This window comes from Microcystis sp. (assembly GCF_048564745.1).
In the GTDB taxonomy this organism is placed as follows: Bacteria; Cyanobacteriota; Cyanobacteriia; order Cyanobacteriales; family Microcystaceae; genus Microcystis; species Microcystis ichthyoblabe_A.
The window spans coordinates 34,221-60,800 of the sequence record NZ_JBLZRT010000107.1 but is presented as its reverse complement, the minus strand read 5'-3'; the positions used below and the strand labels follow the sequence as shown (position 1 = coordinate 60,800).

The window sequence follows — 26,580 nt, the reverse complement described above, 5'->3', positions numbered from 1 at the left end:
GTGAGATCGCGCCGTAAGAAAAACCTTCTCGACCTTGCCGGACAAATTCAATTTGCTCCAGATTTTGATTATAAAGCCCTACGGGAAACCGGTCATGTTGCTGATTGACACATCTGTGTGGATCAGCGTCTTCCGCAGTCGTGGTGATCAAGTTCGCCAGCAACTGGAAACGTTAATTGCAAATCGTGAGATTTTACTCACCCGCTTTACTCAGCTGGAACTGCTTCAAGGGAGCTTAAACGAGCAAGAGTGGACAATCCTCTCTACTTATCTCGAAGTGCAGGATTATGTTGAACTCACGCCTTCTTCCTGGCAAGCAGCTGCACGTATTTACTATGATCTGCGTCGTCAAGGATTGACTGTTCGCAGCCCAATTGATTGCTGTATTGCTCAAGCAGCATTAGAAAATGATCTGCTTCTAATTCACAACGACCGTGATTTTGAAACCATTGCTCAAGTGCGATCTCTTCAAAATCTCCGTTTTCGGCCCTAGGGTGCGTTCCCTAATCTGACTCTTACTACTCCACCAATAGATTTTTAGGAACGCACCATGCCCATAGATTGAAGCTGTGAGTTTAAGTGCGATGCTGAAGGCACTGGGTAGCAGTACGCCATCGCTGCAGCAACGTGGAGGCTAGAATATATTAAGCCCTATACGTTAGATGTTGTCTATGACTGAACGACTTGAGCAGGCGATCGCCCAATTACAAACCTTGTCAACCGATCAACAGGACGCGATCGCAACCCTAATTTTGGCAGAACTCGAAGAAGAAAAGCGATGGAATGACTCCTTTACCCGCTCACCAAACTTGCTGGCTAAACTAGCAGCCGAAGCAATGGCAGAACATCGATTGGGCAAGACTCAAGAATTAGACCCAGAAACGTTGTGAAGTCTTGTACCACTGCTCGTTTTCGGGAGATGTTTGCAGATCTTCCAAAACCGATTCAAGAGCAGACCCGTAAAGCGTATCGGCAATTCAAAGAAGACCCAAGCTATCCCAGCTTGCGATTCAAGAAAGTCCATCCACAGCTGCCCATCTATTCTGCACGCATCAATAGGGATTATCCTGCTGTCGGTCAATTAGAGGATGATACGGTGATTTGGTTCTGGGTTGGTTCCCATGCAGAGTACGATATGCTGCTGGATCAATTGTAGTGCGATGCCGCTCTGGTAGGCCCAGTTGGGGAATGTTAGGGAAGATTCCCATTGTCGTTAGAAGCGGGTAACGCGACTCGAACGCGCGACATTCACCTTGGGAAGGTGACGTTCTACCACTGAACTATACCCGCAAAACCATCCCTAATCATAGCATTGACCCCCCGACAAGAGCAACTGCTCTAGGCTGTTTTTCATCACCGCGCCGGTTTGTCCAAAAACGCTAAATAGACTCGCCAGCGGATGATCAAAAATATTCACCGTTCAACTTCTTCATCCTCAAAGAGTCAAGGAGCTAGAGATTGTTTTAAATGCCATTTGTCGATAATATCACCGGGTAATTTTGAGAGTTTGGCAAGGTTTCTTTGAAAATGCCTCTGAGCTTGGACAGGAATTTAGGGGGTATTTTCTGGAAAAGAATCACTATAATTAAATAAAAATGGTACGCTATTTTTTCCCGATCCATCCATGACTAAAACCCGGGGCATTTGCGCCCCACCTTCGCGCCAAGCTTCGATCGCTTCTTTCTGTAAAACTAATCCGCCTCCTTGTTCTTTTAAAGTTTCTGCTAATAGTCTTTGTGCCTCAGCTTTCCCTTTAGCGCGATTAACTTCTGCTTGGGCCTGTTGTTCCGCTTCTTGGGTGATATAAACGGCTCTTTGGGCCCGTTGTTCTGCGATTTGTTTATCTTCGACAGCCCGGGCAAATTCCGGAGAAAAATTCAAATCTACCACACTGGTATCTAAAACTAGAATACCATACTTTTCTAACCGAGTCGATAGGGCATTATCAAAGTCTTCTTTTAACTCACTGCGTCGAGTAATTGCCTCCTCTACGGTTCTTTTAGCGGCGGCAATTTTAAAGGATTCTTGGGTTTGAGGGGCGATAATTTTAGCGACAATATTTTGCAGGGTGCCTTGGGTTCTTCTAATGACCACTACTTGAGTCGGATCAAGACGAAAATTAATCGCAAAACTAGCGGATAAATCCTGTAAATCTTTAGTGGAACTTTGGGCGGGAACTTCAAATTTTTGCACCGTAACATCGTAGATATCGACACTAGAAACAAAGGGAGGTTTAAAGTGCAATCCCTCCAATAAAACCCCGTCCTTAGCCTTTCCTAAAACACTTAAAACCCCCGCTTGTCCGGGAGTTATAATCACATAGGCATTGAAGGCCGCTAAAATTACAATAGCAGCTAATAATCCACCGATCAGGGAAAGTAAATTAATAGCATCTTTTTGGTTCATAGTTTATACTCCTTGACGAGCGACTAAAGCGAGAATTTTTACTGCGATCGCTTGATTAACGGGCATCACTGACAGACGATTTCCTGTCCTTACTAATAATAATTCATCGGCGGTAAAATTTTGTTTTAAAATTCCTAGGGGCAGCAGTTGGGGAAAAAGGCGCTCAAACTCAACTTTAACCGTCCACCAGCGCGGGGAATCTGGGGAGGATTTAGAATCATAGTAGGGACTATCGTGATCGAATTGTGTGGGATCGATCATATCAGTTTGCACCACTCGCATCAAGCCGACAATCCCCGGCGGGGTCGTATTAGAATGATAAAAAAAGGCCAAATCTCCCCGTTTCATCTGACGGAGAAAATTGCGGGCCTGATAATTTCGCACTCCCTCCCAAATAGTTTGACCATCTTTTTTAAAATCCCCGATACTATAGACATGGGGTTCCGATTTCATTAACCAATAATTTAAATTCATCATTTATACTTGTTATTAATTCAAATAAGCTCAAAAATATTTTTAGCCGTTCCTGTCAGCCTTGTTGCCATAGGATTAAATATAATTCACTTTAGCTGCTTTTGTAGTTCTACTCAAACAATTATTGGGAAGAATGTATCTAAAAATACTTTTGTTAGCAGCAATTTTTAAGGACTATGAGCCTTCAAGTCTAGCTATTCTTGGCAACCGTCAGTTTTTCCCCACAGCTAAAAATAATTTATTCTCCACTATTAAATCGCTCAAATAAGCTGTAAAATAGGATACATTGCTCTAAAAATCTCTAGCCAATCCATAGATTATCGGTGTTCCAAGCCACTCGCCGCCGTTTAGCCTTATGGTACACTGTTGTCACTGCCATACTACTGCTCTTTCTCGCTACGGGAATGTATTTTTATGTGCGCCATACCTTAGTGGATCGCATTGATGATACCCTCAAACACATCATTGAGGTGGTAAATCGTTCCCTCGTGATCGAATCGATTCCCCCGAACCAAGGACGTTATCGCGTCGATCCCCTCGCAAGTTTTCCCAGTCAGGGTAAATCCGTGGAGGACGATCATATAGATTTGGAATGGTTCGATCCCCAAGGTAATCTAGTTTGGTCAACTCTGGCTGAATCCTTAGATATTCCCCTCCATCCCCACCGTCAAGGGGAAACTATTCGCTTATCCGATGATCGTCTGCTGCGACAAATAACCGAAAGGGTGGAAATCGATCATCATGTTTTGGGATATCTGCGGGTAAGTCATCCTTGGTTTGAGGTGACAAAACCAATTAGACAGCTATTATTGGATTTAATCGTCGGAATTTGCCTGATGATTGCCAGTGTCGCTGGGATTGGTTGGTTTTTGTCCGGTTTAGCCATTCAACCAGTAAAAGAGTCCTATCAGAGTTTAAAACAATTTACCGCCGATGCTTCCCATGAATTACGCAATCCGATCGCCACTATTCAAACTAACGTGCAAATGGCGATCGCTTATCCCCAAACTGGCGATCAACGCTTGCAGGTGATCGAGCGTTTAACGGAAAGATTGGGCAATTTAGTCAATGATCTGCTTTTTTTAGCCCGTTCTGATAGTGGCATCGTCCAACCGATCGAGCAAGCTGTACCTTTGGATGCTTTATTGATGGAAGTGGTGGAAGAACAGCGTTTAATCGCCGATAAGCAGGGAATTTGCCTCTCTTTGTCGATTGTGGAACCGAACCAAGAGGATTTTTCCTACAGCGATGAAATGTTTACTATGGAGGGAGATTGGGATCAATTAGCTCGTTTATTCACAAATTTAATTTCTAATGCCCTAAAACACGCTTTTTTGCCCGAATCTGAGCCTAAAAATGTAGCAGTGGAGTTGGAAAAAAGTAAACGCGATCGACAATCGGTGTTACTGGTGCGCGTCAAAGATAACGGAATCGGTATTCCCGAGGCTGCTTTGTCCCATATTTTTGATCGCTTTTATCGTCTCGATCCCGCACGACAAAATTCTGCCACTTCTGGGGGAACAGGATTAGGATTAGCGATCGCTTTAGCGATTACCCTCAGTCATCATGGACAAATTAGCGTCGAAAGTCAGATCGATCGAGGAACAATCTTCACCGTCACCCTACCGAAAAGCCATCAACGGGAGAAAAAAACCGAAAAGTCAGAAGCTTAACACCTCTGACTTTTTTTATACCCCCAAGGGAATTCGAATCCCTGTCGCCTCCGTGAAAGGGAGGTGTCCTAGGCCACTAGACGATGGGGGCTTGGATTTCAGACCTTTTTAAATATAACAATAATCTTTCTGGGAGTCAAGGGTTTTGACCAAAATTTTTTTTATCCCGTCCTTGCACAATAGGATAGTCTAAATGAAGATGTTATCGCCCAAAATCCATGGCTGCCGATCCCTATAAAAGCCGACTGTTCAACCTGATCAACCGTCGTTTGATCCGTCTGAAAGATAACCTCAGCCGCGTCTCCCGTCGCGGTCAAAACGCGATCGCTATTGCCCTGCAAATAGCCCTCTATCCCGTCTATTTGCTGGTACAATCCCTGCGGGTGACGGCTAATCAATTGGGGAACAGTCTCCAGAAACAATTATCACCCCCCGGCAAGGATGGAACCGATGCGATCGCGGAATTTCTCCAGAGCTTATCCGACCAAGAAACGGCATTTATTGGCATAGCAGCCGATCTAGAGGATCAAGCTTTAGTTTTCGTCACTAACGATCACCAGACCGTTAAAATCACCGATAATCAAACCCAAAGACAAATAGAAAAACAAATTAGAACGGCACTGGCTAACTACGCCCTCGAAAAACGGAAAATTAAGCGATTAAATCCTCAATATCCGCCTTTATTACCGAATTTTACCGACAAAAATCCTGTCTTGCCTCCGATCCGTTGGTTTTGGAACCTACTACGCTGGGAACAACAGGGACAAATAGCGATCGCCATAGATCTATTCCAAGAATCCCATCTCGTCAAAACCCCGACACCACTCTCCTTACCACTGCCTAATTTAAATTCTCAAGGGATTTTGGAAGTCATTGACGAAAAATTAGCGATTTTCGAGACTAAATTTCTGGCTATCTCCCCCGCAATCCCAGGCAGTTTGAGCCACACCTCTAAACCCCCTTCTGATCTCGTTAACCAGTCCCCGAATCTGGAGAAAAATTCCTCCTATCTCTGGCGACTTTATTGGTTAATTTATGCGGCGATCGAGCATTTCTGGGCAAAAGAAAAGAACAATTTAGAATATAGTGCCGATTCACCCGCTTTATCGGCAAAATATCCCTTAAGTCTTCCTAATTCTCTGCTGATCACCTTCAAGCAACGTCTCCAGGATTGGCTAGAAAAACAAACCCAAGCGGATCCCTTCACGATCGGCAAACTCATCCAAGCGGCGATCGATCACTTCTTTGCCTCTCGCCAATCCCTGACATTTTCCGCCGTCAGCGAGCAAAATTGGCTAGAATCCGCCGATATATCGGCTATTTCTCCCCAAGACTCCGAAAAACCCCGCCTTAACCCCGCTAATTCCCTTAGCCAGTCCCCAGGCACACCAGCCGAGCCTCTTAGCACAAAAAAAGCTTTTAGTCAAGAAAAACAAAATAAATCTTTACAAAAAATCCCCCCGGCCGCTGCTGAAATTACTGCCAGAGAATCCCCCCCCGCCACCCAATTAGATGCCCGCTATGCTAAGGAGATAATTCAACCAATTAACGAAGAATGGTTAGAAACCGAATCAACCCCCGTCGGCTACGTTAAACACCCCTTAGAACGGATTTTAGAGGGATTAGATGCGATTATTTTATGGGTAGAGGAATTAGTCATTAAAATTTGGCGTTGGTTGCGGTATGATCGACGCATTTCTAAATTACTCAAACGCAAACGCTAAATCGAGCGGTTTTGGGTATAGTCGCTCGGGTAGTCTTTCTGTTGTGAGAAACTTGAGACTATCTTTAGGGACTTATACCAATTTTCTAAACTAGCGGCAGAGATGGCTAGTTAAAAAAGGCACTCAACTGACCGATATTATCGTATGGGAATGCACCACCGTTTTATTTCTTTTGATAGTCCCTTCGATTAGTCCCAAACCCTATCAAACACCGAACCCAACTTTTTGGCAAAAAGTAACCAGAAAACTCGGCTTAGGAAAATAATAATTAGGAGTGAATAATCAGTTTTCAGGTTATTAAAGACTGATTATTTATTGCCCCTTTTGCCTATTGCCTATTGCCTATTGCCTGTCCTGATATGTAGCTTATACTCAATGGATTTAGTACCAGTTATCTTAAGGGTGAGTTAGGAAGTCTCTGGTTTTAGGGAACAGGGAACATTAGCCAGTCGTCTGGGGATGATAGCAAATTAGGTTACATTTTATCTGTAGAAGAAACGCTGTAACCTAATTCCGATGATGGCTGTACTTTCTGACCTATTTTTGGTTCCGTCCCTGCCAACAATCTTTTAATATTACCCTGATGACGAACAATCACATAGATTCCCCCCATCAAACTAAATAAAATATAGGGGAGAGGTTGACCCAAAATAACCATTAAAATATTCACCACCAGCGCCCCGATAATCGAACCTAAAGAAACAATCCGGAAAAGTGCGAGCATAACTAAAAAACTCGCCAAAGTTCCGCAAGCCACTAGGGGATTCATCACTAATAAAACCCCTAAACTGGTGGCGACGGATTTACCACCACTAAAATTCAAGAAAATCGATTTACTATGACCGATGATTGCCCCCAATGCTGCCCCGATAATTAACCAGTAATACCAACTTTCTGGGAGAGGATTGACATCAATAAAATATAGCCCGCGTACCAGGGCCACCGCCGCCATTCCTTTTAACATATCAATTAATAACACCATCGCCCCGGCAGATTTTCCCAGAGTTCTTAGCACATTGGTGGCTCCAGTGGAACCGGAACCATAGTCACGAATATCGATACCTTTGCTGTATTTACCGATTAAATAACCCGTGGGAATTGAACCGAGCAGATAGGATAAAAGTAAGATACCAAGACTGATAAGAATCGGAATAAGCATAAATTAAGCTGTTCGTAATTTAAATTGCTTGTTGAGACGAGGCAAGAGGGAAAAGGCAAAAGGCAACAGTAAAGGGATTGGGGGAGGTTCGGCTAATCTAAGAATAAGCGGGTTAAATGCGTCTTAGCTTAAACCCAATTTTTAGCAAGAGCGAGCGCCGTCATCAGTGTATCAGCCTGAAGACAAAAAACCACTCACAGGGAACCATAGACGGGAATTGCCGCCCCGCGCAAGTCTTTCGCCCCTTCCCCCGCTAGAAAACAGATCACCTCGGCTAGAGATTGGGGACTTACCCAGTCCTTGGCATTTGCCTCTCCCATCGCTTCCCGGTTGCCCGGAGTGTCGATAACACTTGGCAAAACCACGTTAGCAGTAATATTAGTCTGTTTGGTTTCTTCTGCGATCGCTTGGGTTAAAGCCACTACCGCCGCTTTCGAGGCACAATAGGCGGCCAAATTTGCCCCCGGTTGTACGGCACCACGAGAACCGATAGTGACGATACGACCATAATTATGAAGTTTCATCGAGCGTAAACAGTGTTTACACAGTAAAAAAGTGCTATGGAGGTTTAAATCGAACATTTTTAGCCAATCTTCATAGCTAAACTCCTCCGTCGCCCCCATGGTAAAACCCCCGACTAGATGAATTAAAACATCGACCCGACCGAGATCATCAATTAATCTAGCCACGGCAGTTTCTTGGGTTAAATCCACCCTGACAAAGCGAATACGCTCAAATTCCGCCGCACTCAGCCGAGATTTCAGACGAGCTACCTCCCTTTCCTCCCGATAGGTCATGGTTAGATGACCGCCATGGTGTAAAACCGCCGGAGTGACTCCTAAACCCAGTCCTCCCGTACCGCCGGTCAGCAATACCCGTTTATCTTTCATATTGATTGATAGATAGTCGATCGCTCCAATTATAGATGATTTAACCCGGCAATTGGGCAATATTACCGCCTTTCTCGCCGGTCTAGGATTCCTTCATCGCTTGTTTTTTCTCCGCCTTCAGGTCGCGACTGCTGGCGGCGGCAATTTCCGCATCCATCAGGGTGCGTCCGGTAGCTGCTAGATAGACATCATCGAGACTAGGACGGGATTGGGCCATGCTAAACACGGGTAATCCCGATTCGGCTAGGGTTTGTTCAATTTTGCTTAAAGGATTGCTATTGGCCGTGACGATGAGATTAAGGGAGTTACCCTGGGCGGTATTGACGATCACTTCCTCGACAAAAGGCAGACGGGATAATAACTCTTTCGCTTTTAGGGCCTCTTCCTCTGGGGAAAATTCTCGCACTTTTAGGGTAATGCGATCGCCACCCAGTTGCTCCTTCAGTTGTGAGGGGGTACCGCGAGCGATGACGATACCATTGTCGATAATTGCCAAGTTATCGGCCAAGGCGTCAATTTCTTCGAGATAATGGCTGGTAATTAATACACTGGTTCCAGCCGCCCGCAATTGTCGCAGAAAATCCCAGACAATCAAACGACTTTCGATATCGAGTCCCACAGTCGGTTCATCCAGCACCAAAACTTCTGGCTGATGCAGTAATCCCGCCGCTAAATCCAGCCGTTTTTTGATGCCGCCGGAATAGGTTCCTGTTTTTTTGTCGGCGTATTCCTCTAATCCTAAAAGATTTATTAATTCTTTGATGCGCTCTCTTGACTTTTGAGCAGGAATGTGATAGATAGCCGCTTGTAGTTGCAACAGTTCCCGGCCCGTGAGCATTTTATCAAGGGCGACTTCTTGGGCAACGTAACCCAGGCGTTTACGGGCGGATTTGGGGTTATTCAGGGCATCGACACCCCCCACCTCGATTTTGCCGCCATCGGGTTTAGCAAGGGTACAAAGACAGCGAATCGTGGTGGTTTTCCCCGCACCATTGGGACCGAGTAAACCGAAGATTTCTGCCGCTGCCACGGTAAAGGAGATATCTTTAACCGCTGCTGTCTGACCGTAGGATTTTTTTAAGTTTTTGATCGCCACCGCAAGGGTCATAAGCTGATTTTCGCCCACTTGAGCGAGACAATTTTTTTGTTAACTTTCTCGGTCTATTTTAACCCAGATTCCCCACTTGAAAATCTGGTATTGTAGATTTGATCTACTCACTGCGCTCTCTGCGGCGGTAATGACTGGCAGCTCAAAGGTTGAGAAGGTGGCACTCGTTGGCAATCCCCACTGATTGCCGATTGTTGGGCCAGGGTTTCCAGTTTAGTCTCAACGACAAGGTGTAAAAAATGGCGGTCCGTTGCATCTTCAATTACCGTAACCGATCAAGGTTCCGATTTTTAACCACAATTTTTCGATAAATTCTCCTTTTTAGCGAAGTTTTTTGTCTCTCGACTGGCAAAATATTCAGCCAGTTTTAAGTAGCTGGTTATAATTAAATTAAAAATGGATTTTAGGTTCGATCCCTCCTGCCCCCCTTGATAAGGGGGGTGCCGATAGGCGGGTGGATCCCCCTTAATAAGGGGGGCATCTGATAATTTTTAACGCCTACCTACTTAAGCCGGTAGATACTGGTGTTTGTTAGGGAGAGTCAGGAATTTTTTACCTAGATTTTTTAACAGTTCCCGAACCATCAACTCCGAGTGCCTTAATACTGTTCGGGTCAATTTTATTAACTCGACCGAGTAGTAAAAATTCAACTCAATCGGTTTTGTAGAGAGCCAACTTATCTCCAAAACCGCGCTAGATCGAGATCGGCTTTGTTGAAATGGAAAACAGGGATTATTCCCTAAAAAACTAGCAACTTTTTTGACTATAATAACGACAAGATTATCGGTATAGTTTTAAACTATCCTAGGATAAGCCCTATCTCGATCGCAGTATATATTTATGAAATTTAGTGAAATTGCCCAAAAATTAAGCCCTTTAGTCTCTGCTCACAGTTTAACTGCCTATCCCGACAGAAATCCCCAAATTAAAGCCATAACTCCCATCGAAACCGCCCTAGTCGATACCATTAGCTATATCGAAGGGGGAAAATTTGCTTCCTTTGTCGCCAAAACTGACGCTACTGCCCTAATTCTGCCCCTGGATAGCAATTTACAACAACAGGCCGACGAACGCGGCATCGCTTGGTTAGCTAGTGCCAATCCCCGACTTTTATTCGCCCACGCCATCAAATTATTCTATCAACCCTTTCAGCCCCAACCCTACATTCACGCCACCGCCGTGGTGCATCCATCGGCTAAAATCGGCCATAAAGTCGCCATCGGGGCCCATGCGGTGGTGGAAGCGAATGTCATCCTCGGTGATGGCGTGTGCATTCATCCTAACGCCGTTATTTACCCCGGGGTGCATATTGGTGATCGCACAATTCTCCACGCGAACTGTACTATCCATGAACGGGTACAAATCGGCAATGATTGCGTTATCCACAGTGGCGCTGTTATCGGTGCCGAGGGCTTCGGTTTTGTGCCGGTTCCCGAAGGCTGGTTTAAGATGGAACAATCGGGTATCGTGGTCTTAGAAGATGGCGTAGAAATTGGCTGTAATAGCGCCGTGGATCGTCCGGCAGTGGGAGAAACCCGCATCGGTAGCCAGACTAAGATCGATAATCTCGTCCATATTGCCCATAATTGCCAAATTGGCCAAGCTTGCGCCCTAGCAGGACAGGTGGGCATGGCAGGAGGCGTAAAAGTGGGCAATCGCGTTATTTTAGCGGGACAGGTGGGCATTGCCAATCAAGCAGTGATCGGGGACGGTGCGATCGCAACAGCCCAAGCTGGCATTCACAACGATATCGGGGCAGGAGAAGTGGTTTCTGGCTCTCCCGCTATCCCCCATAAGCTATTCCTCAAGGTAGCAGCCGCTTACAAGCGTTTACCCGAAATCTATCAAGCGGTTAAGCAGTTGAAAAAATAGCCCTATTCAGGGGACAGGAGGCAGGAGGCAGGAGATTATTTTTATTTATTCTCCCTTCTCCCTTCTCCCCACACCCCACACCCCACACCCCACACCCCACACCCCCATCTCCCCACTGATAACTGATAACTGATAACTGATAACTGAATCAAAGTGACTCGCAAAAGCAAGGGCGCTATCGCCGCAGGACATCCAAAAACTGCCGAAGCTGGACAATTAATCTTAGAAATGGGCGGCAATGCCTTCGATGGGATTGTTGGCTCGATTTTAGCGGCTTTCGTGGTCGAATTTACCCTCGCTTCGGCGGGGGGCGGCGGTTTTTTACTAGCACATACCAAAGAAAAAGTCAATACCCTTTTTGATTTTTTTTGTCAAACTCCCAAATCTAAAAAACCCTTGACAAATATCGACTTTTACCCAGTGGCGATCGATTTTGGTGGTGCTAGTCAAGATTTTCACATTGGCCGAGGTGCGATCGCGACTCCGGGGGCGTTACGGGGATTGGAAATAGTGCAGAAAAAACTAGGAAAATTACCCTTTGCCGTGGTAGCGGAGCCAGCGATCGAATATGCTCGTCAAGGCTACATTTTGAGCCAATATAACGGCTTTTGCCTGGGTTTACTATCTTCGATCCTGCTCAAAGATCGAGAGGGCTTAAAAGTCTATGCCCCGCAAGGAAAACTCCTCCAAGCTGGCGATCGCTGTGTGATGAGGGATTTTGCCAATAGCTTAGAGGAATTAAGCAAAAAAGGCGTAAAAGACTTTTATGAGGGAGAAATCGCCCACCAAATCGCCAAGGATATGCAGGACGGCGGTTATCTTACCCTAGAGGATTTAAATCATTACCAAGTCCTTGAGAGAAAACCCCTAAAAACCGAATATCGGGGGTACGAAATACTGACCAATCCGCCTCCTAGTTCTGGAGGAATTCTCCTGGCTTTTGCCCTAAAATTACTGGAAACAGTCAATTTATCGGCTTTAGAGCCTCTAGGAGCCAAACATCTGCAAATTTTAACGGAAGTGATGGCCTTAACCAATCAAGCTCGCGCCCAAGGCTACGATAATTTTATCCATCAGGAGGGAATCGAAGATGAGTTCCTCTCGCCAGAATTTTTAGGCAAATATGCCAATAAATGGGGCAGTACCACCCATATTAGTGTTATCGATGGGGAAGGTAATGCGGCCAGTGCCACCTTTTCCAACGGCGAAGGATCAGCTTATACCGTGCCGGGGACGGGAATTATGCTCAATAATATGATCGGGGAAGCGGACTTAAATCCCTTTGGTTTTCACAATTGGCCTGTTGATCGTCGTTTATCCTCAATGATGTCGCCGACAATGATTTTAGAGGAAGGAAAGCCGCGATTTGTTCTCGGTTCTGGGGGTTCCAATCGCATTCGCACCGCTATTTTGCAGGTTATTAGCAATTTAATCGATTTTCGGCAATCTTTAGCCGATGCGATCGCTGCCTCGCGCATACATTGGGAAAATCAACAATTAGGAATTGAACCCCTAGAAGATCGGGAAAATCTGCTCGAAAATCTGGTTTTACCCGCAAATACTCAAGTATCCCGGTGGCAAGAACAAAATATGTTTTTTGGGGGTGTGCATGGGGTGGCAGTGAATGAGCGGGGGGAATTAACCGCTACGGGCGATCCGCGTCGGGAGGGAGTAGGATTAGTGATTAGGGATTTTTAGGTAATGGGTACAACTTGCAGGCGTAACCCAAGTGCTTGCAAAACCTTAAGAACTGTAGCAAACTCTGGATTACCCTGATTCGACAAAGATTTGTAGAGACTCTCCCGTCCCAAACCCGTCTCACGAGCAATACGAGTCATCCCTTGAGAACGGGCAATATCCCCTAATGCTGCCACTACTAAGCTAGGATCGCCATCTTCGAGGGCAGCTTCAAGATAAGCGGCGATATCTTCTTTTGTTTTCAAATGATCTGCTGCATCCCAAGGATAAGTCTGAATTGTAGCCATAGAGAACCTCCTATAAGTCTTGGGCTAAATCTAATGCTGTTTTGATGTCCCGTTCAAAATCAATCGAATCTTATTTTAGCCGGTGCTTAAAAGACGGTGGCTTTCATACTCCCGTGTTACTATCGGTAATTAGTAATCGGCCAACATAGTGGTGTGAGCTTGTTTACTTCTTATCGTTTACTGTTTACTTTTGAGATACTCATGTTGCTCTTGCGTTATGGTATTACCGTGAGTGCGGTGCTTGGGTTGATTTTCTTGGCTGAATCCTCGGTTAAGGCACAAACTCAGTCCGCTGCCGATTTATTGAAGAAACCCCAACCTATTGTCAATCCAGTTTCTCAATTACCTGGTCCATCGGCGGCACCGGCAACCACGGAAGCGGATCCCAAAGCCCCTAATTATCTTAATCCTAGTGGCAATCCCCTAATTTTTCCCACCAAACCGGATGAGGTGGGAATTAGGGTAGTACAACCGATCACCTTAAATCAAGCGATCGAATTAGCTTTAAAAAATAATCAGACCTTACAGACAGCCCGGGTAGATTTAGAAATCGCTCGCGCCCAATTAAAGGAACAACAGGCGGCTTTATTACCGGCAGCCCAAGCGGAAACCAGTCTCACTCAAGATCAATCAGCCGCTGCCCAAAGACAGAATAATTTGGCTCGTCAACAGGGAAGGCCACCACTTAACCCTGAAGATAGTACCAACTTTCAGGGTAGTGTTCGCATTGTCTATGGGGTTTATACAGGGGGTGAACGGTCAGCCCAGATCAAAAGGGCCGAAAAAGTCATCCGGCAAAGGGAATTAGAGGTGGAACGAGTCTCGGAACAAACTCGTTTTGATGCTACCGATGCCTATTATGAATTACAGAGGGGTGACGCTCAGGTAGCGATCGCCCAAGCCTCGATCGAAGATGCTAGTCAAAGTTTGCGCGATGCTCAATTATTGGAACAAGCGGGACTAGGAACCCGATTTGCTGTCCTACAGGCGGAAGTTGACCTCGCTAACGCTAACCAAGACCTAACCCGGGCGATTTCTACCCAGCGTATTTCCCGACGGCGACTGGCACAGATATTGAGTGTCGGTCAGCACATCGAGTTAACCGCTGCCGATGAGATTCGCGAGGCGGGAACTTGGGGCTTAAGTCTTGATGATAGTATCGTTTTAGCCTATAAAAATCGCGCGGAATTAGAACAACAACTCTTACAGAGGGAAATTAACGCAGAAGACCGCTCGATCGCTATTTCGGCGGTGATTCCCCAGGTGGACCTTTTGGGCGAGTATAATGTCCTCAACGATCTCAGTGATGAAGCTGGTTTTGGCGATGGTTTTAGCGTCGGCGGCCGGATTCGTTGGACTTTCTTTGATGGTGGTCGTGCTTTTGCTCGCGCCCGTCAAGCGGAAAGAAATATCGATCGCGCCGATACGGAATTCTCCCTCCGTCGCAATGAAATTCGCCTTCAGGTGGAGGAATCTTACTATAATTTGATTTCTAACCAAGAAAACATTAAAACTTCGCAAAAAAGCATTGAATCGGCCACGGAAAGTCTGCGATTAGCCCGTTTACGCTTTCAGGCCGGTGTGGGAACCCAAACGGACGTGATCAACTCCCAACGGGATTTAACCGATGCCAGAAGTCGTTATCTACAGGCGATCGTTGATTACAATAGATCCCTGAATAGTCTCCAGCGATCGATTAGTAATTTACCAGACAATCGTTTGTTTGAAGTGCGTTAATTGTGGGATTTATCGAGGTGTGGTGTGGGGGGAGATTTGCCTATCTCCCCTATTTTAAGGAGTTTCGATAGATCACTGGGTTAGGCGATCGTTCCCGTCAAGGGGGAACTAGGACTAGCATAGGACTTAATCGGCATTCTTCCCGCTAAATAGGCTAAACGTCCCGCTTTTGCTGCCATTGCCATGGCTTGGGCCATCATAGCTGGATTGGCCGCCATAGCGATCGCACTGTTAATTAATAAGGCATCGGCCCCCATTTCCAGGGCCCGGGCTGCTTCTGAGGGTGTACCGATCCCGGCATCGACCACCACGGGAATTTGGGACGATTCGATGATAATCGCGATATTTGCCTCATTTTTCAGCCCCTGTCCCGACCCAATCGGCGATCCTAGGGGCATAACCGTGGCGCAGCCGGCTTCCTCTAAACGTTTGGCTAAGAGAGGATCGGCGTTAATATAGGGCAGTACGGCAAAACCTTCTTTAACTAATTGTTCCGCCGCTTGCAAAGTTCCGATCGGATCGGGTAATAAATATTTAGGATCGGGAATAACTTCGAGTTTAATAAAGTTATTGTCTTCCTGTCCCAATAATTTGGCCATTTCTCGTCCTAAACGAGCCACCCGAATCGCTTCTTCGGCCGTTTGACAACCGGCAGTGTTGGGTAACATCCAGATTTTTGACCAATCGATCGCCGCTGCTAATCCCTCATGACCGGGTGCGTTCGTTTGTACTCGTCTAACGGCAACGGTGACAATCTGACATTCACTGGCACTAATACTTTCCTGCATAGTCGTCAGATTGGCATATTTGCCAGTCCCAGTCATCAAGCGGGAGTGAAAGGTTTTCCCGGCAATGGTGAGGCGATCATTCTGGGGCGATAAAAGTGCTTGGGGTTTATTCTCAATAATAGTTAAGGACATAGGTGGAATAGTAACGGGTGATGGTTGATTAAAGCGATCGCAGCTAAAATGGGTCAAAATGGGATTAACTTTGTCATTAATCACCAGGTCAGCAATCAAGGAAGCAGTGACAGGAGCGAGTAAAATGCCGTTACGATAGTGACCCGTGGCTAAAATCAGGTTATCACAGCTACTGCGGCCTAAAATGGGCAATTCATCCGGTGTACCCGGGCGGAATCCCCACCACATTTCCTCGATTTCCCAGTCAGCTAAAGGGGGATAGAGACGGGTAGCACGCGCAAAAAGGGTTTGCAATCCTTGGGGTGTATTGCCAGTTTGCCAGGCGACTTTTTCAGAAGTGGCCCCGATAATTAAACGACCATGGCGACGGGGAACCAGATAGGTTTGGGGACCGAATAAAACCCTAGTTAAGGTCTGGTTAGGGGGCATTTTTACCGCGGCCATTTGACCTTTGACGGGATGGATGGGGAGGGGTAAAAGTTGACTGGCCCAAGATCCCGTCGCTAAAATATAAATTTTTGCTTCTAATTCCCCAATTGAGGTATAAATACTCTTGACTTTTCCCTGCTTTTGTTGTATAGCGTGGACTTCTACCCCTTGGCGAATTTCTACCCCTAAATTTTCGGCCGCTTGTTGCAGCCCAGTCACTAGCTGCCGGTTGTCCACTTGTCCATCGTCGGGATACCACCAACCACCGACCACATCTTTACCTAGTCCGGGTTGGTAGAGATGAACTGCATTGCTGTCTAACCAAATTTTATTAACTTCCTCGGTAGTAACGGGCTGATCTAGCTCGTAAACGGGAGCAAGAATACCACAGGGATAGTAACCGCTGTTTATTCCCGTTAAATCCTCGATTTTGCGGCTCCACTCTGGATATAGCCAGCGCGATTGTAAACAAAGATCGAGAAACGGACCCGCGGGAATCCCTTCTGCATGGGGGGCCAACATTCCCGCAGCCGCACGACTAGCGGCCTGAGCTATATCTCGAACTAGGAGGGTAACTTTTGCCCCGCGCAATTGCAAATCGACGGCGATCGCTAATCCGATGATACCACCGCCCAGGATCAAAATTTCGCTAGTTGAGTTCATAAAAGTCTCTGGCACCGAAAAGAATTACTGGAATGACAAGCAATTAGAAGTTAAAACAAGAAAGACGCAGTAAAATAGCATATATATTTTTTTATCCCAATTAATCATAATTTTTAGCTTGATTGACTGCTAAACTCGCAATTAGTGGGCCGAGAGGGGGAAGAAGTGAGGCTACTGGCATAATTTAAGCTTAAGATGATTTGTAGTCAATCTTTTCTAAGCTTCCCTTTTTCTTTAGAGCTTATGACTTCCCCTGCTGTCGATCGAGTTTATCAAGGTCAATTCGGAGAGTTTACGATTACGGATAGCGATCGCCTAGGCGTGCGTCTCTACCGTCTGGGGTTAAATTTAGCGGCTTTTAGTTTCGCTGTCGCTACAATTATAGTTCTCACCGGACTGCAATTACTGCCCCTGACTAACCTTTTATACATTGGTTTTTGTCTGGGGTTAGGCATCAGTTTATTGACTATCCATATATATTTAATTCCCCTCCATCGTCTCCTGCAAGTTTTTTGGCTAATCGGGGCGATTACTTCCCTAATTTTCAGCCTCTATTCTCACCTTTCTCCCCTAGAATTTGTCTATAACCACCCGGTGAGTTTATTCGGTGTCGGCTTTATTTTTGCTAGTCTCACGGGGATTTATTTCAAAGAAGCTTTTTGTTTTAATCGTCTAGAAACCAAGCTTTTAACCCCTCTAGTTCCCACCCTTTTACTCGGTCATCTTTTGGGGATATTGCCCTTAAATTGGGAAAAGGGGCTATTAATTCTCTGGGCGACTTTATTCGTTATCTTTGCTCTGAGAAAATTAAGCCAACCTCTCCCCAACGATATCGGTGATAAATCGGTCTTTGAACATCTTAATCATTGATAAACTCTCCAGAGATTAAAATCTATTCTAAGATACAGTCTTGCGGGCAAGTGAGTGGAACGAACCACTCCAGACACAAAGGACACAAAGATCGATCACTACTATATAAGTTAAACTGATCGGGTTTCAGCTTTTTGTTCTTTGTCTCTTTCTGGTTTATTCTTGGTCAGTAATCAGTAAACAGTAATCAGTGAAAAGATAGTAAGAAACTTATATTTAATACTGTCACTTAAAACTCAAATCTGATAACTGATAACTGATAACTGATAACTGTTACCTATCTGGGGGCCTCGATGGTAGCCGGATTAGTAGTATTGGCAGTCTTGCTAGTGAACATTTGTATCAGGCTAAAACCGACAAAAGCGAGTAAAGCTATGCCACCAATAGCAGTAACAATTTTACCCACGAGATTTTCTGTGCGGGGTTGTTCGGGGGCATCCTCGTTGGGATCCTCCGAATGGGCAAAACGATTGTAGAGGAAATCGAGGGCTTCATTGCGAAGTTCGTAGTAACGGGGATCCTCAGTAATTTGGGAATGAACCCGGGGACGAGCAAAAGGCATCTTTAACACCTCCCCGATTTTAGCGCTTGGGCCGTTGGTCATCATCACCAAGCGATCGCACAAGAACAAAGCCTCATCAATATCGTGGGTAATCATCAACACGGTTAACTGGTGTTCTTGCCAGATTTTCAGCAATTCTTCCTGTAATTCTTCTTTAGTAATCGCATCTAGGGCTCCAAAAGGTTCATCGAGGATGAGGACTTGGGGACGAATGGCCAGGGCGCGGGCGATCGCAACCCGTTGTTTCATGCCTCCCGATAATTGGGGGGGTTTTTTCTGGGCTGCTTCTGTCAATCCCACTAAGGATAGATTTTCTTCCACGATTCTCACCTTCTCAGCGTGAGATTTTTGGGGATAAACCGAACTAACCCCGATATAAACGTTCTCAAAGGCAGTTTTCCAGGGCAAAAGCGAATAATTTTGGAATACCATCATCCGGTCCGGTCCTGGTTCCTTAACCTCTTTATCCTGTAGCAGCACTTGCCCACGACTAGGAGAAGAAAACCCCGCCACCATATTTAAAAGGGTCGATTTACCGCAGCCGGAGTGACCGATAATGCAGACAAATTCCCCCTCGTTGACTTGCAGCTCCACACCGTCTAAAACGGTGTAAACCCCTTCGGGAGAGGGGTATTCTTTGGCAACATTACTAACTAATAAAAAAGGCTGGGTGGTGGTGCTGGAATTCACGGTCTTATCGGTAAAAGTTTGCATATTCGTCCTAGATTTATTTTAAGGTGGGCAAAGCCCACCACAACCATTAATTAGCGACGGGATCATCGAGGAGAACTTCTGAGACGCGATAATCGCGACGGATCGAAAAACGTTCCAGATAGCCGATCGGATCGTCAGGATTGAAAATAAGACGATCAAAGAGGGCAAAACTGTGGCGATCGGGTTCCAAATCGGGAAGGCCCAGGGACCGGCAAGCTTCACCAAACAGATCGGGACGACGGACGCGTTCAATCACTTCCACCCAGTTGCGGGGGAACGGTGCGTAACCCCAACGGGCAAGCTGAGTTAGGGTCCATAGGGCCTCACTGCGGCCCGGACAGTTAGCTTGATCGACGTAAAACTGATTAAATCGGAATAGGGGTTCGGGGGCAGTTCCTAAACCGCGATCGTAACCATCGAGGAAACCGGGGCGGATAATTGCCCTATCCACACCCACATACTGGGGCTGACTGAGAATATTAACGATATGTTCTCGATTACGCTGATCATCGCAGTATTCGCAGGCTTTAATTAAAGCTTTCACCATGGCGATATGGGTTTCGGGATGTTTCGCTGCCCAAGTTTCCTTGACTCCGAGGACTTTTTCCTGGTGTCCGGGCCAAATATCGAGATCGGTGGCGATAACGTAGCCTAATTTTTCGTGAACGGCGTAGGAGTTCCAGGGTTCCCCCACACAATAACCGTCGATCTTACCCGCTTTTAGTAGGGAAACCATTTGAGGCGGCGGAATTACGGCTAAATTGACATCACTATCGGGATCGATGCCGCCACTAGCTAACCAGTAGCGTAACAGCAGATTGTGCATGGAAGCGGGGTGAACCATGCCGAAAGTGGCGATTTGATCGGGACTTTGCTGGAGGGCCTCCTTTAAGTCCTCCAGTTTTTCTACCCCCAATTCCCTGTATTTATTGCTGAGGGTGATGGCGTTACCGTTGCGACTGAGTACCAAAGCACTAATCACGGGGACAGAGGGCTTATTTCCAGCCCCAATGGTCATGCTCAGGGGCATTCCCGCCACCATCTGGGCCGCATCGAGACGACCGGTGGCCACTCCTTGGGCGAGCGCTTTCCAGTTGGGTTCCCGTTGCAGGATAACATCCTCTAATCCTTCCTCGGCGAAGAAACCTTTCTCTTTGGCGATAATAATCGGGGCGCAATCGGTGAGGGGGATAAAACCGATGGTGGGATTGGTTTTCAGTCTGGTAGCTTGGCCGATCACCGTCACTGGTTCGGTGGGTTGGCCGACTTTCTTCGATCGCTTCTGTTGGTTGAGGAAATAAACGATCTCGTTACGGAGGGAGTAGTAACTAGGGTGATTAACTACTTCCAAACGATGCCGGGGCCGGGGAATGGGAACATCGAGAATCTGACCGATATGGGCCTCTGGACCGGTGGTTAACATCACCACTCGATCGGATAGTAATAGTGCCTCATCTACATCGTGCGTGACCATGATACAGGTAACGTGGCTTTCCTCGACGATTTCCATCAAACGTTCCTGTAAATTGCCTCTGGTTAACGCATCCAGCGCCCCAAAGGGTTCATCGAGTAGGAGGACTTTCGGCCGTAGGGCTAGGGCGCGGGCGATCGCCACCCGTTGTTTCATGCCTCCCGATAATTCTCCCGGTCGTTTGTTGGCGGCATGGCGCAGGTGTACCATATCGATACTATGTTCGATGACACTTTTGCGTTCAGCAGCCGGTAGATGACGCAGCACGCGGTTAACTCCTAGGGCGATATTTTCCCGGACGGTTAACCAGGGCAGCAGCGAATAATTCTGGAACACCACCATGCGATCGGGACCGGGACCTTTAATTTCTCTTCCCTCTAAAATCACCCCTCCCACCGTCGGGCGATCGAGTCCAGCGACCATATTTAAGAGGGTGGATTTCCCGCAACCGGAGTGACCGATTAAAGAGATAAATTCCCCTTGAGTAACGCTGAGATCGATATTTTTTAGGGCGATATATTGACGGCCATCGGGGAGAGGGAAAACCTTATCAATGTGATCGACTTCAATAAATGCAGACATTTTCAGTTATCAGTTATCAGTTATCAGTTATCAGATGTGAGTTTTTAGTTTACTGTTTACTTAAAAAGCTCCCCACACCCTGCCCCCACCGAAAAATTTTTTGCCGCAAACCCTATTTATTTTCTTCGGGTACAACTAATTTAGCGATGTAGGCCATGAGGCGATCGAGTAGGAAACCAACAATACCCACATAAATCAGAGCGAGGATAATTTCACTGATCATGGAACTATTCCAAGCATCCCAGATAAAAAAGCCAATTCCCACGCCACCGATCAGCATTTCCGCCGCTACAATCGCCAACCAAGATAAACCGATACCGATTCTTAATCCGGTGAAAACGTAGGGAACGGTGGCGGGAAAAAGAATATTAAAAAAGTATTCAACTTTGGATAATTTTAGCACTCTAGAGACGTTTTTATAGTCTTGGGGAACCTGCTGTACTCCCACAGCCGTGTTAATAATAATTGGCCAAATTGCTGTAATAAAAATTACAAATATGGCACTAGGTTCGTTATTACGAAAAGCCGCGAGGGAGATGGGTAGCCAAGCTAGGGGGGGAACGGTACGCAGGATTTGGAAAATCGGATCGATCGCATCATAAATTAGGGCGCTGCTACCGATTAAAATACCCGCAGCGATGCCAACAATAGCGGCAAGGGTAAAACCGACGGCCACCCGTTGTAAACTGGCGAAAATTTGCCAGAATAACCCCACATCCGTGCCACCATTATTGAAAAAGGGATTAATAATTAATTCCCAGGTATCGCTAACCACTTTAGTGGGACTAGGGAGGGGAGCATCGGGACTAAAACAGAGTATTTGCCAGATGACGAGGAAAATTAATAAAGCAATCGCCGAAGTTGCTAGTTTGGGTAATTTTTTTTTGAGGTCTTTTACCCATTTCGGACCTTGAGAACGACGAGAAATAGAAACAGCCATAATCAGTTATCAGTTATCAGTTATCAGTTATCAGTGGTTGAGTTATCAGTGGTTCAGTTATCAGCATCAGTGATCAGTTATCAGTTATTAATTACCAGTTATCAGCAAATGATCTTTAACTGTTGACGGGTTACTGATTACTGATTACCGAATCGCTGATTACTGATTAGTGATCACTAATTTAAACCTTTTTAATCTTGAGAGATTTCAGGTAAGCTTGGGGATTTTCGGGATCAAATTTCACGCCATCAAAGAAAGTTTCCACACCGCGAGAGGTAGAGGTGGGAATTTGATCAGCCGGAACATTGAGGGCTGTGGCGGCTTCTCTCCAGATATCTTCCCGGTTAACCTTATCAACTAAAGCTTTGATGTCCGTATCGGCGGGAATATAGCCCCAACGGATGTCTTCAGTCACAAACCAAGTATCATGACTCTTGTAGGGATAGGAAGCGTTATCAGCCCAGAATTTCATGGCTACGGGGCTATTTTCGATTTTGCGACCATCACCGAAATCGATATTACCTTGCATTCTTCCCAAGATATCGGCGGGGTCAATTTTCAGCCATTCCCGTCCTGAAATAATCTCGCACATTTCCTTGACATTAGCGGGATCGTTGCACCATTGCTGCGCTTCTAGAACAGCCATAGTTAAAGCTTTTGCCGCTTTGGGATTTTTATCCACCCAATCGGCGCGTAAAGCGAAAGCTTTTTCGGGGTGATCCTTCCACAGTTCCCCAGTAATCAGGGCCGAATAACCGAGTTTTTTGTTAACTAATTGGGCGTTCCAAGGTTCCCCCACACAGAAAGCTTGCATAGTGCCGACTTTCATGTTAGCCACCATTTGTGGTGGAGGAACAACAATTAGGGATAGATCTTTATTCGGATCGATGCCGCCGGCGGCTAACCAATAGCGCATCCAGAGATCGTGAGTACCACCGGGGAAAGTTACGGCGGCTTTAACTTCTTTGCCCGCAGATTTAGCTTTAGCGAAGGATTCTTTCAGTACACCGCTATCGAGGGCAACTTTTAGATCCATGTATTCATTAGAAATGGAAATCGCTTGACCGTTGGTATTCAAACGCGCCAGAATATACATTGGTACGGGCTGTTTGGTGATTTTGCCCAAGGTCATTAGGTAGGGTATGGGGGATAAAATATGCGCCCCATCGATACCGTTACCCACCGAACCTAATTCGAGGTTATCCCGGGTTGCAGCCCAAGAAGCTTGTTTCATCACTTGCACATCGGGCATCCCGTGTTTAGCGAATAAACCTTTTTCCTTGGCGATAATTAAGGGGGCAGCGTCGGTGAGGGCAATAAAACCTAATTTAGCGGTGGTGACTTCGGGAGTTTCTCCACCGGCAACGGGGGAAGCGGCAGGACTGCCGGCCGGGGAGGGACTGGTCGCGGTATTATTGGGAGTGGCGCAACCGTGGAGAATTGCTGTTCCTACGGCAGTTGCCCCGGCAGTGAAGATAAATCTACGTCTAGAAAGTTTACTCATGGACTAAAAAATCGTGATTAGAAACTAAACAAAGGTGATGAAACGGTGAAAAATTCTCATTATTTCCCCTAACTGACTGCGGTGATAACCGAGAAAATTTCTTGAAAGTAACTGTTGATTCAGTAAGGAGGCTTTGACTATTCTTATCTCTTGATCGCTTTTGCTTCTCCATCTGGGGAGATTTAGCAGTAGTTTTTGTCTAAGAGATTTTTTCTAGAAGCATAACAGTTTTGAGGAGTGGATAGATAGATAGGGGCGGTTTTTGGTCATCTGGGCTAGAAAGATCAGTTTATTTCAGGGTTATTACCGAAGCAATTAACTTAAATTTACAGTCTTCAACAGGAAAATTCGTATAGATTGTTACAAAATATTGCCAGCCATGTAATAAAAGCATAAAAATTTGTCTGAAACGCATGGTAGAGCCATGGGGATTTTTAGCTATCTTGACTCAGTTATCGGATTTGAGTTTGCAGTTCAATGATTACCAGTTGGGTGCATCTCACATTTGTGAATCTCTCCCAGTTATGATGACCAGCAGAAGTTATTACGCCAATGGTAGAGGCCCATCGTGGTCAGTGAGTTTATCGAACTGCGTGCGCCCAAAATGTAATAAGCTGCCCTGGTATTTAAGTAGCTGGTTATAATTAAATTAAAAATGGATTTTAGGTTCGATCCCCCCTGCCCCCCTTGATAAGGGGGGTGCCGATCCCCCCTTAGTCCCCCCTTTAATCCCCCCTTAATAAGGGGGGCATCTGACAACTTTTAACGCTTACCTACTTAAATTGCTTGTTGAGATGAGGCACTCTTGCACTCTGGCAACAGTAAAGGGATTGAGGGAGATTCGGCTAATCTAAGAATAAGCGGTTTAAATACCTCTTAGCTGATTGAATTTTGGCAGCATCAAACAGAGGTAACTTAAATGTCGGACAAACAAAAACGACAGGTTCAGAAAAACGACGGCTATCAAGCTAAAATTGATAAACCCCCCGGTAAACCGCCCACGGGTGGTTCTAATGTTAAACCGCCACTAAATCAGGACGAGGAGAAAAAATAAAATCTTGGGTGGCTATTCCCCCTTTTACCTGTTCCCTGTTCTAACTGATAACTGATAACTGATAACTGATAACTGATAACTGATAACTGAATATGGCTTATTCTCGCATTAAAAAACTAGCAAATTATCTACGCCCCCATTGGCAAATAGTAACTTGGGGGGTAGTTGCTTTGCTTGTTGTTAATCTTTTGGGTGTTTATATACCGCTTTTAATCCGGGATAGCATCGATGATTTAAGTAAATCCTTTGACTTCCAAAAAATCATTTACTATGTGATTTTTATTATCGCTTTAGCCTCGATTATGTGGTTTATCCGCATGATATCCAGAGTGTTATTATTCGGGATCGGTCGTCAGGTAGAGTTCGATCTTAAACAAAAAATCTTTCAGCATTTATTAACCCTTGAACCCGCCTATTTTTCTCGGCAAACTTCAGGAGATTTAATCAACCGTGCCACTAGCGATGTGGATAATATCCGTCGTCTGGTGGGTTTTGCTTTGCTCAGTTTGGCTAATACTTTTTTTGCCTATGGGTTAACTTTGCCCGTGATGTTAGCGATTCATATTCCCCTTTCAGTCGCCGCCATTTCTGTCTATCCTTTGATGTTAATTGCTGTGCAGTTATTTAGTGGTCGTCTCCAGCGGCAACAGAAAAAAGTACAAGAAAAACTCTCACATCTGAGCGATTTAATTCAAGAGGATATGAGTGGTATTACTCTGATTAAAATCTATGCCCAAGAAGGTAACGAGCGCCTAGCATTTAAGCAAAGAAATCGTGAATTACTACAGGCTAATTTAGATTTAGTCCAGACTCGTAATTTTCTTTTTCCCCTGATTGAAGCTTTAGCCTATGTAAGTTTATTGGCCTTGCTTGCCCTGGGTACTAGACAAATTATAGCGGGTAATATCACCATTGGGGACTTTATTGCTCTGTTAATTTTGGCGGAAAGATTAGTTTTTCCTACTGCTTTATTAGGTTTTACTATTACTGCCTACCAACAGGGAGAAGTGAGTATTGATCGCCTAGAAACTATCCTGTTAGCCGAGGCTAAAATTAAAGACAATGCCGATTGTATTCACCTAAAAAATATTCAAGGAAAAATTACCGCCAAAGCCTTGACTTTTTCCTATCCTGATGCTAGGGAACCCGCCTTAAAATCTCTTTCTTTTACCATTAATCCGGGGGAAATGGTAGCGGTAGTCGGTGCGATCAGGTCGGGAAAATCTACCCTTGCTAACGCTATTCCCCGTCTTTTGGATATTGCGGAAGGACAGTTATTTATTGATGATCAAGATGTCACTCAAATTGCTCTTGAAGATCTGCGAAAAGCGATCGCTTATGTTCCCCAAGAAAGTTTTTTATTTAGTGCCACCATCGAAGATAATATCCGTTACGGCGATCCGCTGCTGAATTTTCCAGCAGTGAAATCGGCGGCAAAACAAGCGAGAATTGAGGATGAAATCGAGAATTTCCCGCAAAAATACGGAACTTTAGTGGGAGAACGTGGGATTACTCTTTCCGGGGGTCAACGTCAACGGGTCTCTTTAGCGCGCGCTTTAGCCATCCAAGCACCGATTTTAATCCTTGATGATGCCCTATCTAGCGTCGATAATCAAACGGCCACGGCTATTTTAGAAAATCTCAGCCAAGAAAGCCAAAAAACCGTGATTTTTATCTCCCATCAATTATTGGCCGCTGCCACTGCTGATCGCATTTTTGTCATGGATCGCGGAGAAATTGTCCAGATGGGAACCCACGAAGAGTTAATCGCATTCCCCGGAGTCTATCAAAATCTCTGGCAACGGCAGCAGTTAGAGTCTAAGGTTTTAGATTAGCCGATAAA

General features: G+C 45.6%; 22 protein-coding genes and 2 tRNA genes. 11 read left to right on the top strand and 13 right to left on the bottom strand.

Annotated features, from left to right (window positions below; all coding sequences use genetic code 11):
• The first annotated feature begins 94 nt into the window (after window positions 1-94).
• The 3 genes from ACOCD9_RS12555 (at window position 95) to ACOCD9_RS12545 (ending at window position 1,156) form a co-directional block, all read left to right on the top strand.
• Window positions 95-493: a PIN domain nuclease gene (locus ACOCD9_RS12555; protein WP_194016021.1), complete on the top strand. Its 399-nt coding sequence runs from the start codon at window positions 95-97 to the stop codon at window positions 491-493.
• Window positions 494-671: 178 nt separating this feature from the next.
• The gene (locus ACOCD9_RS12550) at window positions 672-890 is read left to right on the top strand and encodes a hypothetical protein (RefSeq protein WP_043997602.1); all 219 of its coding nucleotides are present in this window, start codon (window positions 672-674) and stop codon (window positions 888-890) included.
• Window positions 887-1,156, top strand: coding sequence for a hypothetical protein (locus tag ACOCD9_RS12545; protein ID WP_002799940.1), 270 nt, complete (start codon window positions 887-889; stop codon window positions 1,154-1,156). Before ACOCD9_RS12550 ends, ACOCD9_RS12545 begins: the two co-directional genes overlap by 4 nt.
• A 62-nt stretch (window positions 1,157-1,218) precedes the next feature.
• Here the strand turns inward: ACOCD9_RS12545 and ACOCD9_RS12540 are convergent.
• The 3 genes from ACOCD9_RS12540 to ACOCD9_RS12530 all read right to left on the bottom strand — a co-directional run bounded on the left by ACOCD9_RS12540 (window position 1,219) and on the right by ACOCD9_RS12530 (window position 2,883).
• Window positions 1,219-1,290, bottom strand: a tRNA-Gly gene (locus tag ACOCD9_RS12540).
• Window positions 1,291-1,551: 261 nt separating this feature from the next.
• The gene (locus ACOCD9_RS12535; RefSeq protein ID WP_287704195.1) at window positions 1,552-2,406 is read right to left on the bottom strand and encodes a prohibitin family protein; all 855 of its coding nucleotides are present in this window, start codon (window positions 2,404-2,406) and stop codon (window positions 1,552-1,554) included.
• 3 nt (window positions 2,407-2,409) lie between these two features.
• Complete coding sequence (locus ACOCD9_RS12530) at window positions 2,410-2,883, bottom strand: EVE domain-containing protein (protein WP_419547644.1); 474 nt, start codon at window positions 2,881-2,883, stop codon at window positions 2,410-2,412.
• A gap of 320 nt (window positions 2,884-3,203) precedes the next feature.
• Between ACOCD9_RS12530 and ACOCD9_RS12525 the strand changes: the two genes are divergently transcribed.
• Window positions 3,204-4,553 carry a sensor histidine kinase gene (locus ACOCD9_RS12525; protein WP_287704191.1) on the top strand — a complete coding sequence of 450 codons (1,350 nt, stop codon included), beginning with the start codon at window positions 3,204-3,206 and terminating at the stop codon, window positions 4,551-4,553.
• Between the two features lie 18 nt (window positions 4,554-4,571).
• Here the strand turns inward: ACOCD9_RS12525 and ACOCD9_RS12520 are convergent.
• Window positions 4,572-4,644: transfer RNA gene (locus ACOCD9_RS12520), tRNA-Glu, on the bottom strand.
• Window positions 4,645-4,771: 127 nt separating this feature from the next.
• Between ACOCD9_RS12520 and ACOCD9_RS12515 the strand changes: the two genes are divergently transcribed.
• Entirely contained in the window at window positions 4,772-6,277 is a 1,506-nt protein-coding gene (locus tag ACOCD9_RS12515; RefSeq protein WP_419547642.1) for a hypothetical protein, read from the top strand.
• A 475-nt stretch (window positions 6,278-6,752) separates the two neighbouring features.
• On the opposite strand, the gene plsY is transcribed toward ACOCD9_RS12515, so the two are convergent.
• The 3 genes from plsY to ACOCD9_RS12500 all read right to left on the bottom strand — a co-directional run bounded on the left by plsY (window position 6,753) and on the right by ACOCD9_RS12500 (window position 9,434).
• Window positions 6,753-7,436 carry a glycerol-3-phosphate 1-O-acyltransferase PlsY gene (gene plsY, locus ACOCD9_RS12510; RefSeq protein ID WP_419547640.1) on the bottom strand — a complete coding sequence of 228 codons (684 nt, stop codon included), beginning with the start codon at window positions 7,434-7,436 and terminating at the stop codon, window positions 6,753-6,755.
• Window positions 7,437-7,630: 194 nt separating this feature from the next.
• Window positions 7,631-8,326 (bottom strand): 3-oxoacyl-ACP reductase FabG, encoded by a 696-nt coding sequence (gene fabG / locus ACOCD9_RS12505; protein ID WP_287704187.1) that lies wholly within the window; start codon window positions 8,324-8,326, stop codon window positions 7,631-7,633.
• A gap of 82 nt (window positions 8,327-8,408) precedes the next feature.
• Window positions 8,409-9,434 carry an ATP-binding cassette domain-containing protein gene (locus ACOCD9_RS12500; protein ID WP_419547639.1) on the bottom strand — a complete coding sequence of 342 codons (1,026 nt, stop codon included), beginning with the start codon at window positions 9,432-9,434 and terminating at the stop codon, window positions 8,409-8,411.
• Between the two features lie 840 nt (window positions 9,435-10,274).
• Between ACOCD9_RS12500 and lpxD the strand changes: the two genes are divergently transcribed.
• Window positions 10,275-11,306, top strand: a complete 1,032-nt coding sequence (lpxD, locus tag ACOCD9_RS12495; protein ID WP_287704184.1) for a UDP-3-O-(3-hydroxymyristoyl)glucosamine N-acyltransferase — start codon at window positions 10,275-10,277, stop codon at window positions 11,304-11,306.
• Between the two features lie 153 nt (window positions 11,307-11,459).
• Complete coding sequence (gene ggt / locus ACOCD9_RS12490; RefSeq protein ID WP_419547638.1) at window positions 11,460-13,004, top strand: gamma-glutamyltransferase; 1,545 nt, start codon at window positions 11,460-11,462, stop codon at window positions 13,002-13,004.
• Here the strand turns inward: ggt and ACOCD9_RS12485 are convergent.
• Window positions 13,001-13,291 (bottom strand): addiction module antidote protein, encoded by a 291-nt coding sequence (locus ACOCD9_RS12485; RefSeq protein WP_287704180.1) that lies wholly within the window; start codon window positions 13,289-13,291, stop codon window positions 13,001-13,003. The two genes, ggt and ACOCD9_RS12485, sit on opposite strands and share 4 nt — an antisense overlap.
• Window positions 13,292-13,492: 201 nt before the next feature.
• Between ACOCD9_RS12485 and ACOCD9_RS12480 the strand changes: the two genes are divergently transcribed.
• Window positions 13,493-15,028 (top strand): TolC family protein, encoded by a 1,536-nt coding sequence (locus ACOCD9_RS12480; RefSeq protein WP_287704178.1) that lies wholly within the window; start codon window positions 13,493-13,495, stop codon window positions 15,026-15,028.
• 80 nt (window positions 15,029-15,108) lie between these two features.
• Here the strand turns inward: ACOCD9_RS12480 and thiO are convergent, their stop codons facing one another.
• Window positions 15,109-17,040, bottom strand: coding sequence for a glycine oxidase ThiO (gene thiO / locus ACOCD9_RS12475; protein ID WP_419547637.1), 1,932 nt, complete (start codon window positions 17,038-17,040; stop codon window positions 15,109-15,111).
• Window positions 17,041-17,283: 243 nt separating this feature from the next.
• Here thiO and ACOCD9_RS12470 point away from each other — a divergent pair, with 243 nt between their 5' ends.
• Window positions 17,284-17,910 (top strand): DUF2301 domain-containing membrane protein, encoded by a 627-nt coding sequence (locus tag ACOCD9_RS12470; protein WP_419547636.1) that lies wholly within the window; start codon window positions 17,284-17,286, stop codon window positions 17,908-17,910.
• 277 nt (window positions 17,911-18,187) lie between these two features.
• Here ACOCD9_RS12470 and ACOCD9_RS12465 read toward each other — a convergent pair whose 3' ends face one another.
• The 4 genes from ACOCD9_RS12465 to ACOCD9_RS12450 all read right to left on the bottom strand — a co-directional run bounded on the left by ACOCD9_RS12465 (window position 18,188) and on the right by ACOCD9_RS12450 (window position 23,683).
• Complete coding sequence (locus ACOCD9_RS12465) at window positions 18,188-19,186, bottom strand: ABC transporter ATP-binding protein (protein ID WP_419547635.1); 999 nt, start codon at window positions 19,184-19,186, stop codon at window positions 18,188-18,190.
• 46 nt (window positions 19,187-19,232) lie between these two features.
• Entirely contained in the window at window positions 19,233-21,239 is a 2,007-nt protein-coding gene (locus tag ACOCD9_RS12460; protein WP_272104223.1) for a nitrate ABC transporter ATP-binding protein, read from the bottom strand.
• Between the two features lie 112 nt (window positions 21,240-21,351).
• Window positions 21,352-22,179 carry a nitrate ABC transporter permease gene (gene ntrB, locus ACOCD9_RS12455; protein ID WP_103112161.1) on the bottom strand — a complete coding sequence of 276 codons (828 nt, stop codon included), beginning with the start codon at window positions 22,177-22,179 and terminating at the stop codon, window positions 21,352-21,354.
• A 181-nt stretch (window positions 22,180-22,360) separates the two neighbouring features.
• Complete coding sequence (locus ACOCD9_RS12450; RefSeq protein ID WP_419547633.1) at window positions 22,361-23,683, bottom strand: CmpA/NrtA family ABC transporter substrate-binding protein; 1,323 nt, start codon at window positions 23,681-23,683, stop codon at window positions 22,361-22,363.
• A gap of 919 nt (window positions 23,684-24,602) precedes the next feature.
• Between ACOCD9_RS12450 and ACOCD9_RS12445 the strand changes: the two genes are divergently transcribed.
• The gene (locus ACOCD9_RS12445; RefSeq protein ID WP_287701580.1) at window positions 24,603-24,737 is read left to right on the top strand and encodes a hypothetical protein; all 135 of its coding nucleotides are present in this window, start codon (window positions 24,603-24,605) and stop codon (window positions 24,735-24,737) included.
• 92 nt (window positions 24,738-24,829) lie between these two features.
• The gene (locus ACOCD9_RS12440) at window positions 24,830-26,572 is read left to right on the top strand and encodes an ABC transporter ATP-binding protein (protein ID WP_419547631.1); all 1,743 of its coding nucleotides are present in this window, start codon (window positions 24,830-24,832) and stop codon (window positions 26,570-26,572) included.
• The last annotated feature ends 8 nt before the right edge of the window (window positions 26,573-26,580 follow it).

Bases quoted from the DNA above. Each gene is read 5' to 3' on its own strand.
- ACOCD9_RS12555 (WP_194016021.1), top strand. From the start codon at position 95: ATGTTGCTGATTGACACATCTGTGTGGATCAGCGTCTTCCGCAGTCGT.
- ACOCD9_RS12550 (WP_043997602.1), top strand. From the start codon at position 672: ATGACTGAACGACTTGAGCAGGCGATCGCCCAATTACAAACCTTGTCA.
- ACOCD9_RS12535 (WP_287704195.1), bottom strand. From the start codon at position 2,406: ATGAACCAAAAAGATGCTATTAATTTACTTTCCCTGATCGGTGGATTA.
- ACOCD9_RS12530 (WP_419547644.1), bottom strand. From the start codon at position 2,883: ATGATGAATTTAAATTATTGGTTAATGAAATCGGAACCCCATGTCTAT.
- ACOCD9_RS12515 (WP_419547642.1), top strand. From the start codon at position 4,772: ATGGCTGCCGATCCCTATAAAAGCCGACTGTTCAACCTGATCAACCGT.
- plsY (WP_419547640.1), bottom strand. From the start codon at position 7,436: ATGCTTATTCCGATTCTTATCAGTCTTGGTATCTTACTTTTATCCTAT.
- fabG (WP_287704187.1), bottom strand. From the start codon at position 8,326: ATGAAAGATAAACGGGTATTGCTGACCGGCGGTACGGGAGGACTGGGT.
- ACOCD9_RS12500 (WP_419547639.1), bottom strand. From the start codon at position 9,434: ATGACCCTTGCGGTGGCGATCAAAAACTTAAAAAAATCCTACGGTCAG.
- lpxD (WP_287704184.1), top strand. From the start codon at position 10,275: ATGAAATTTAGTGAAATTGCCCAAAAATTAAGCCCTTTAGTCTCTGCT.
- ACOCD9_RS12485 (WP_287704180.1), bottom strand. From the start codon at position 13,291: ATGGCTACAATTCAGACTTATCCTTGGGATGCAGCAGATCATTTGAAA.
- ACOCD9_RS12480 (WP_287704178.1), top strand. From the start codon at position 13,493: ATGTTGCTCTTGCGTTATGGTATTACCGTGAGTGCGGTGCTTGGGTTG.
- thiO (WP_419547637.1), bottom strand. From the start codon at position 17,040: ATGAACTCAACTAGCGAAATTTTGATCCTGGGCGGTGGTATCATCGGA.
- ACOCD9_RS12470 (WP_419547636.1), top strand. From the start codon at position 17,284: ATGACTTCCCCTGCTGTCGATCGAGTTTATCAAGGTCAATTCGGAGAG.
- ACOCD9_RS12465 (WP_419547635.1), bottom strand. From the start codon at position 19,186: ATGCAAACTTTTACCGATAAGACCGTGAATTCCAGCACCACCACCCAG.
- ACOCD9_RS12460 (WP_272104223.1), bottom strand. From the start codon at position 21,239: ATGTCTGCATTTATTGAAGTCGATCACATTGATAAGGTTTTCCCTCTC.
- ntrB (WP_103112161.1), bottom strand. From the start codon at position 22,179: ATGGCTGTTTCTATTTCTCGTCGTTCTCAAGGTCCGAAATGGGTAAAA.
- ACOCD9_RS12450 (WP_419547633.1), bottom strand. From the start codon at position 23,683: ATGAGTAAACTTTCTAGACGTAGATTTATCTTCACTGCCGGGGCAACT.
- ACOCD9_RS12445 (WP_287701580.1), top strand. From the start codon at position 24,603: ATGTCGGACAAACAAAAACGACAGGTTCAGAAAAACGACGGCTATCAA.
- ACOCD9_RS12440 (WP_419547631.1), top strand. From the start codon at position 24,830: ATGGCTTATTCTCGCATTAAAAAACTAGCAAATTATCTACGCCCCCAT.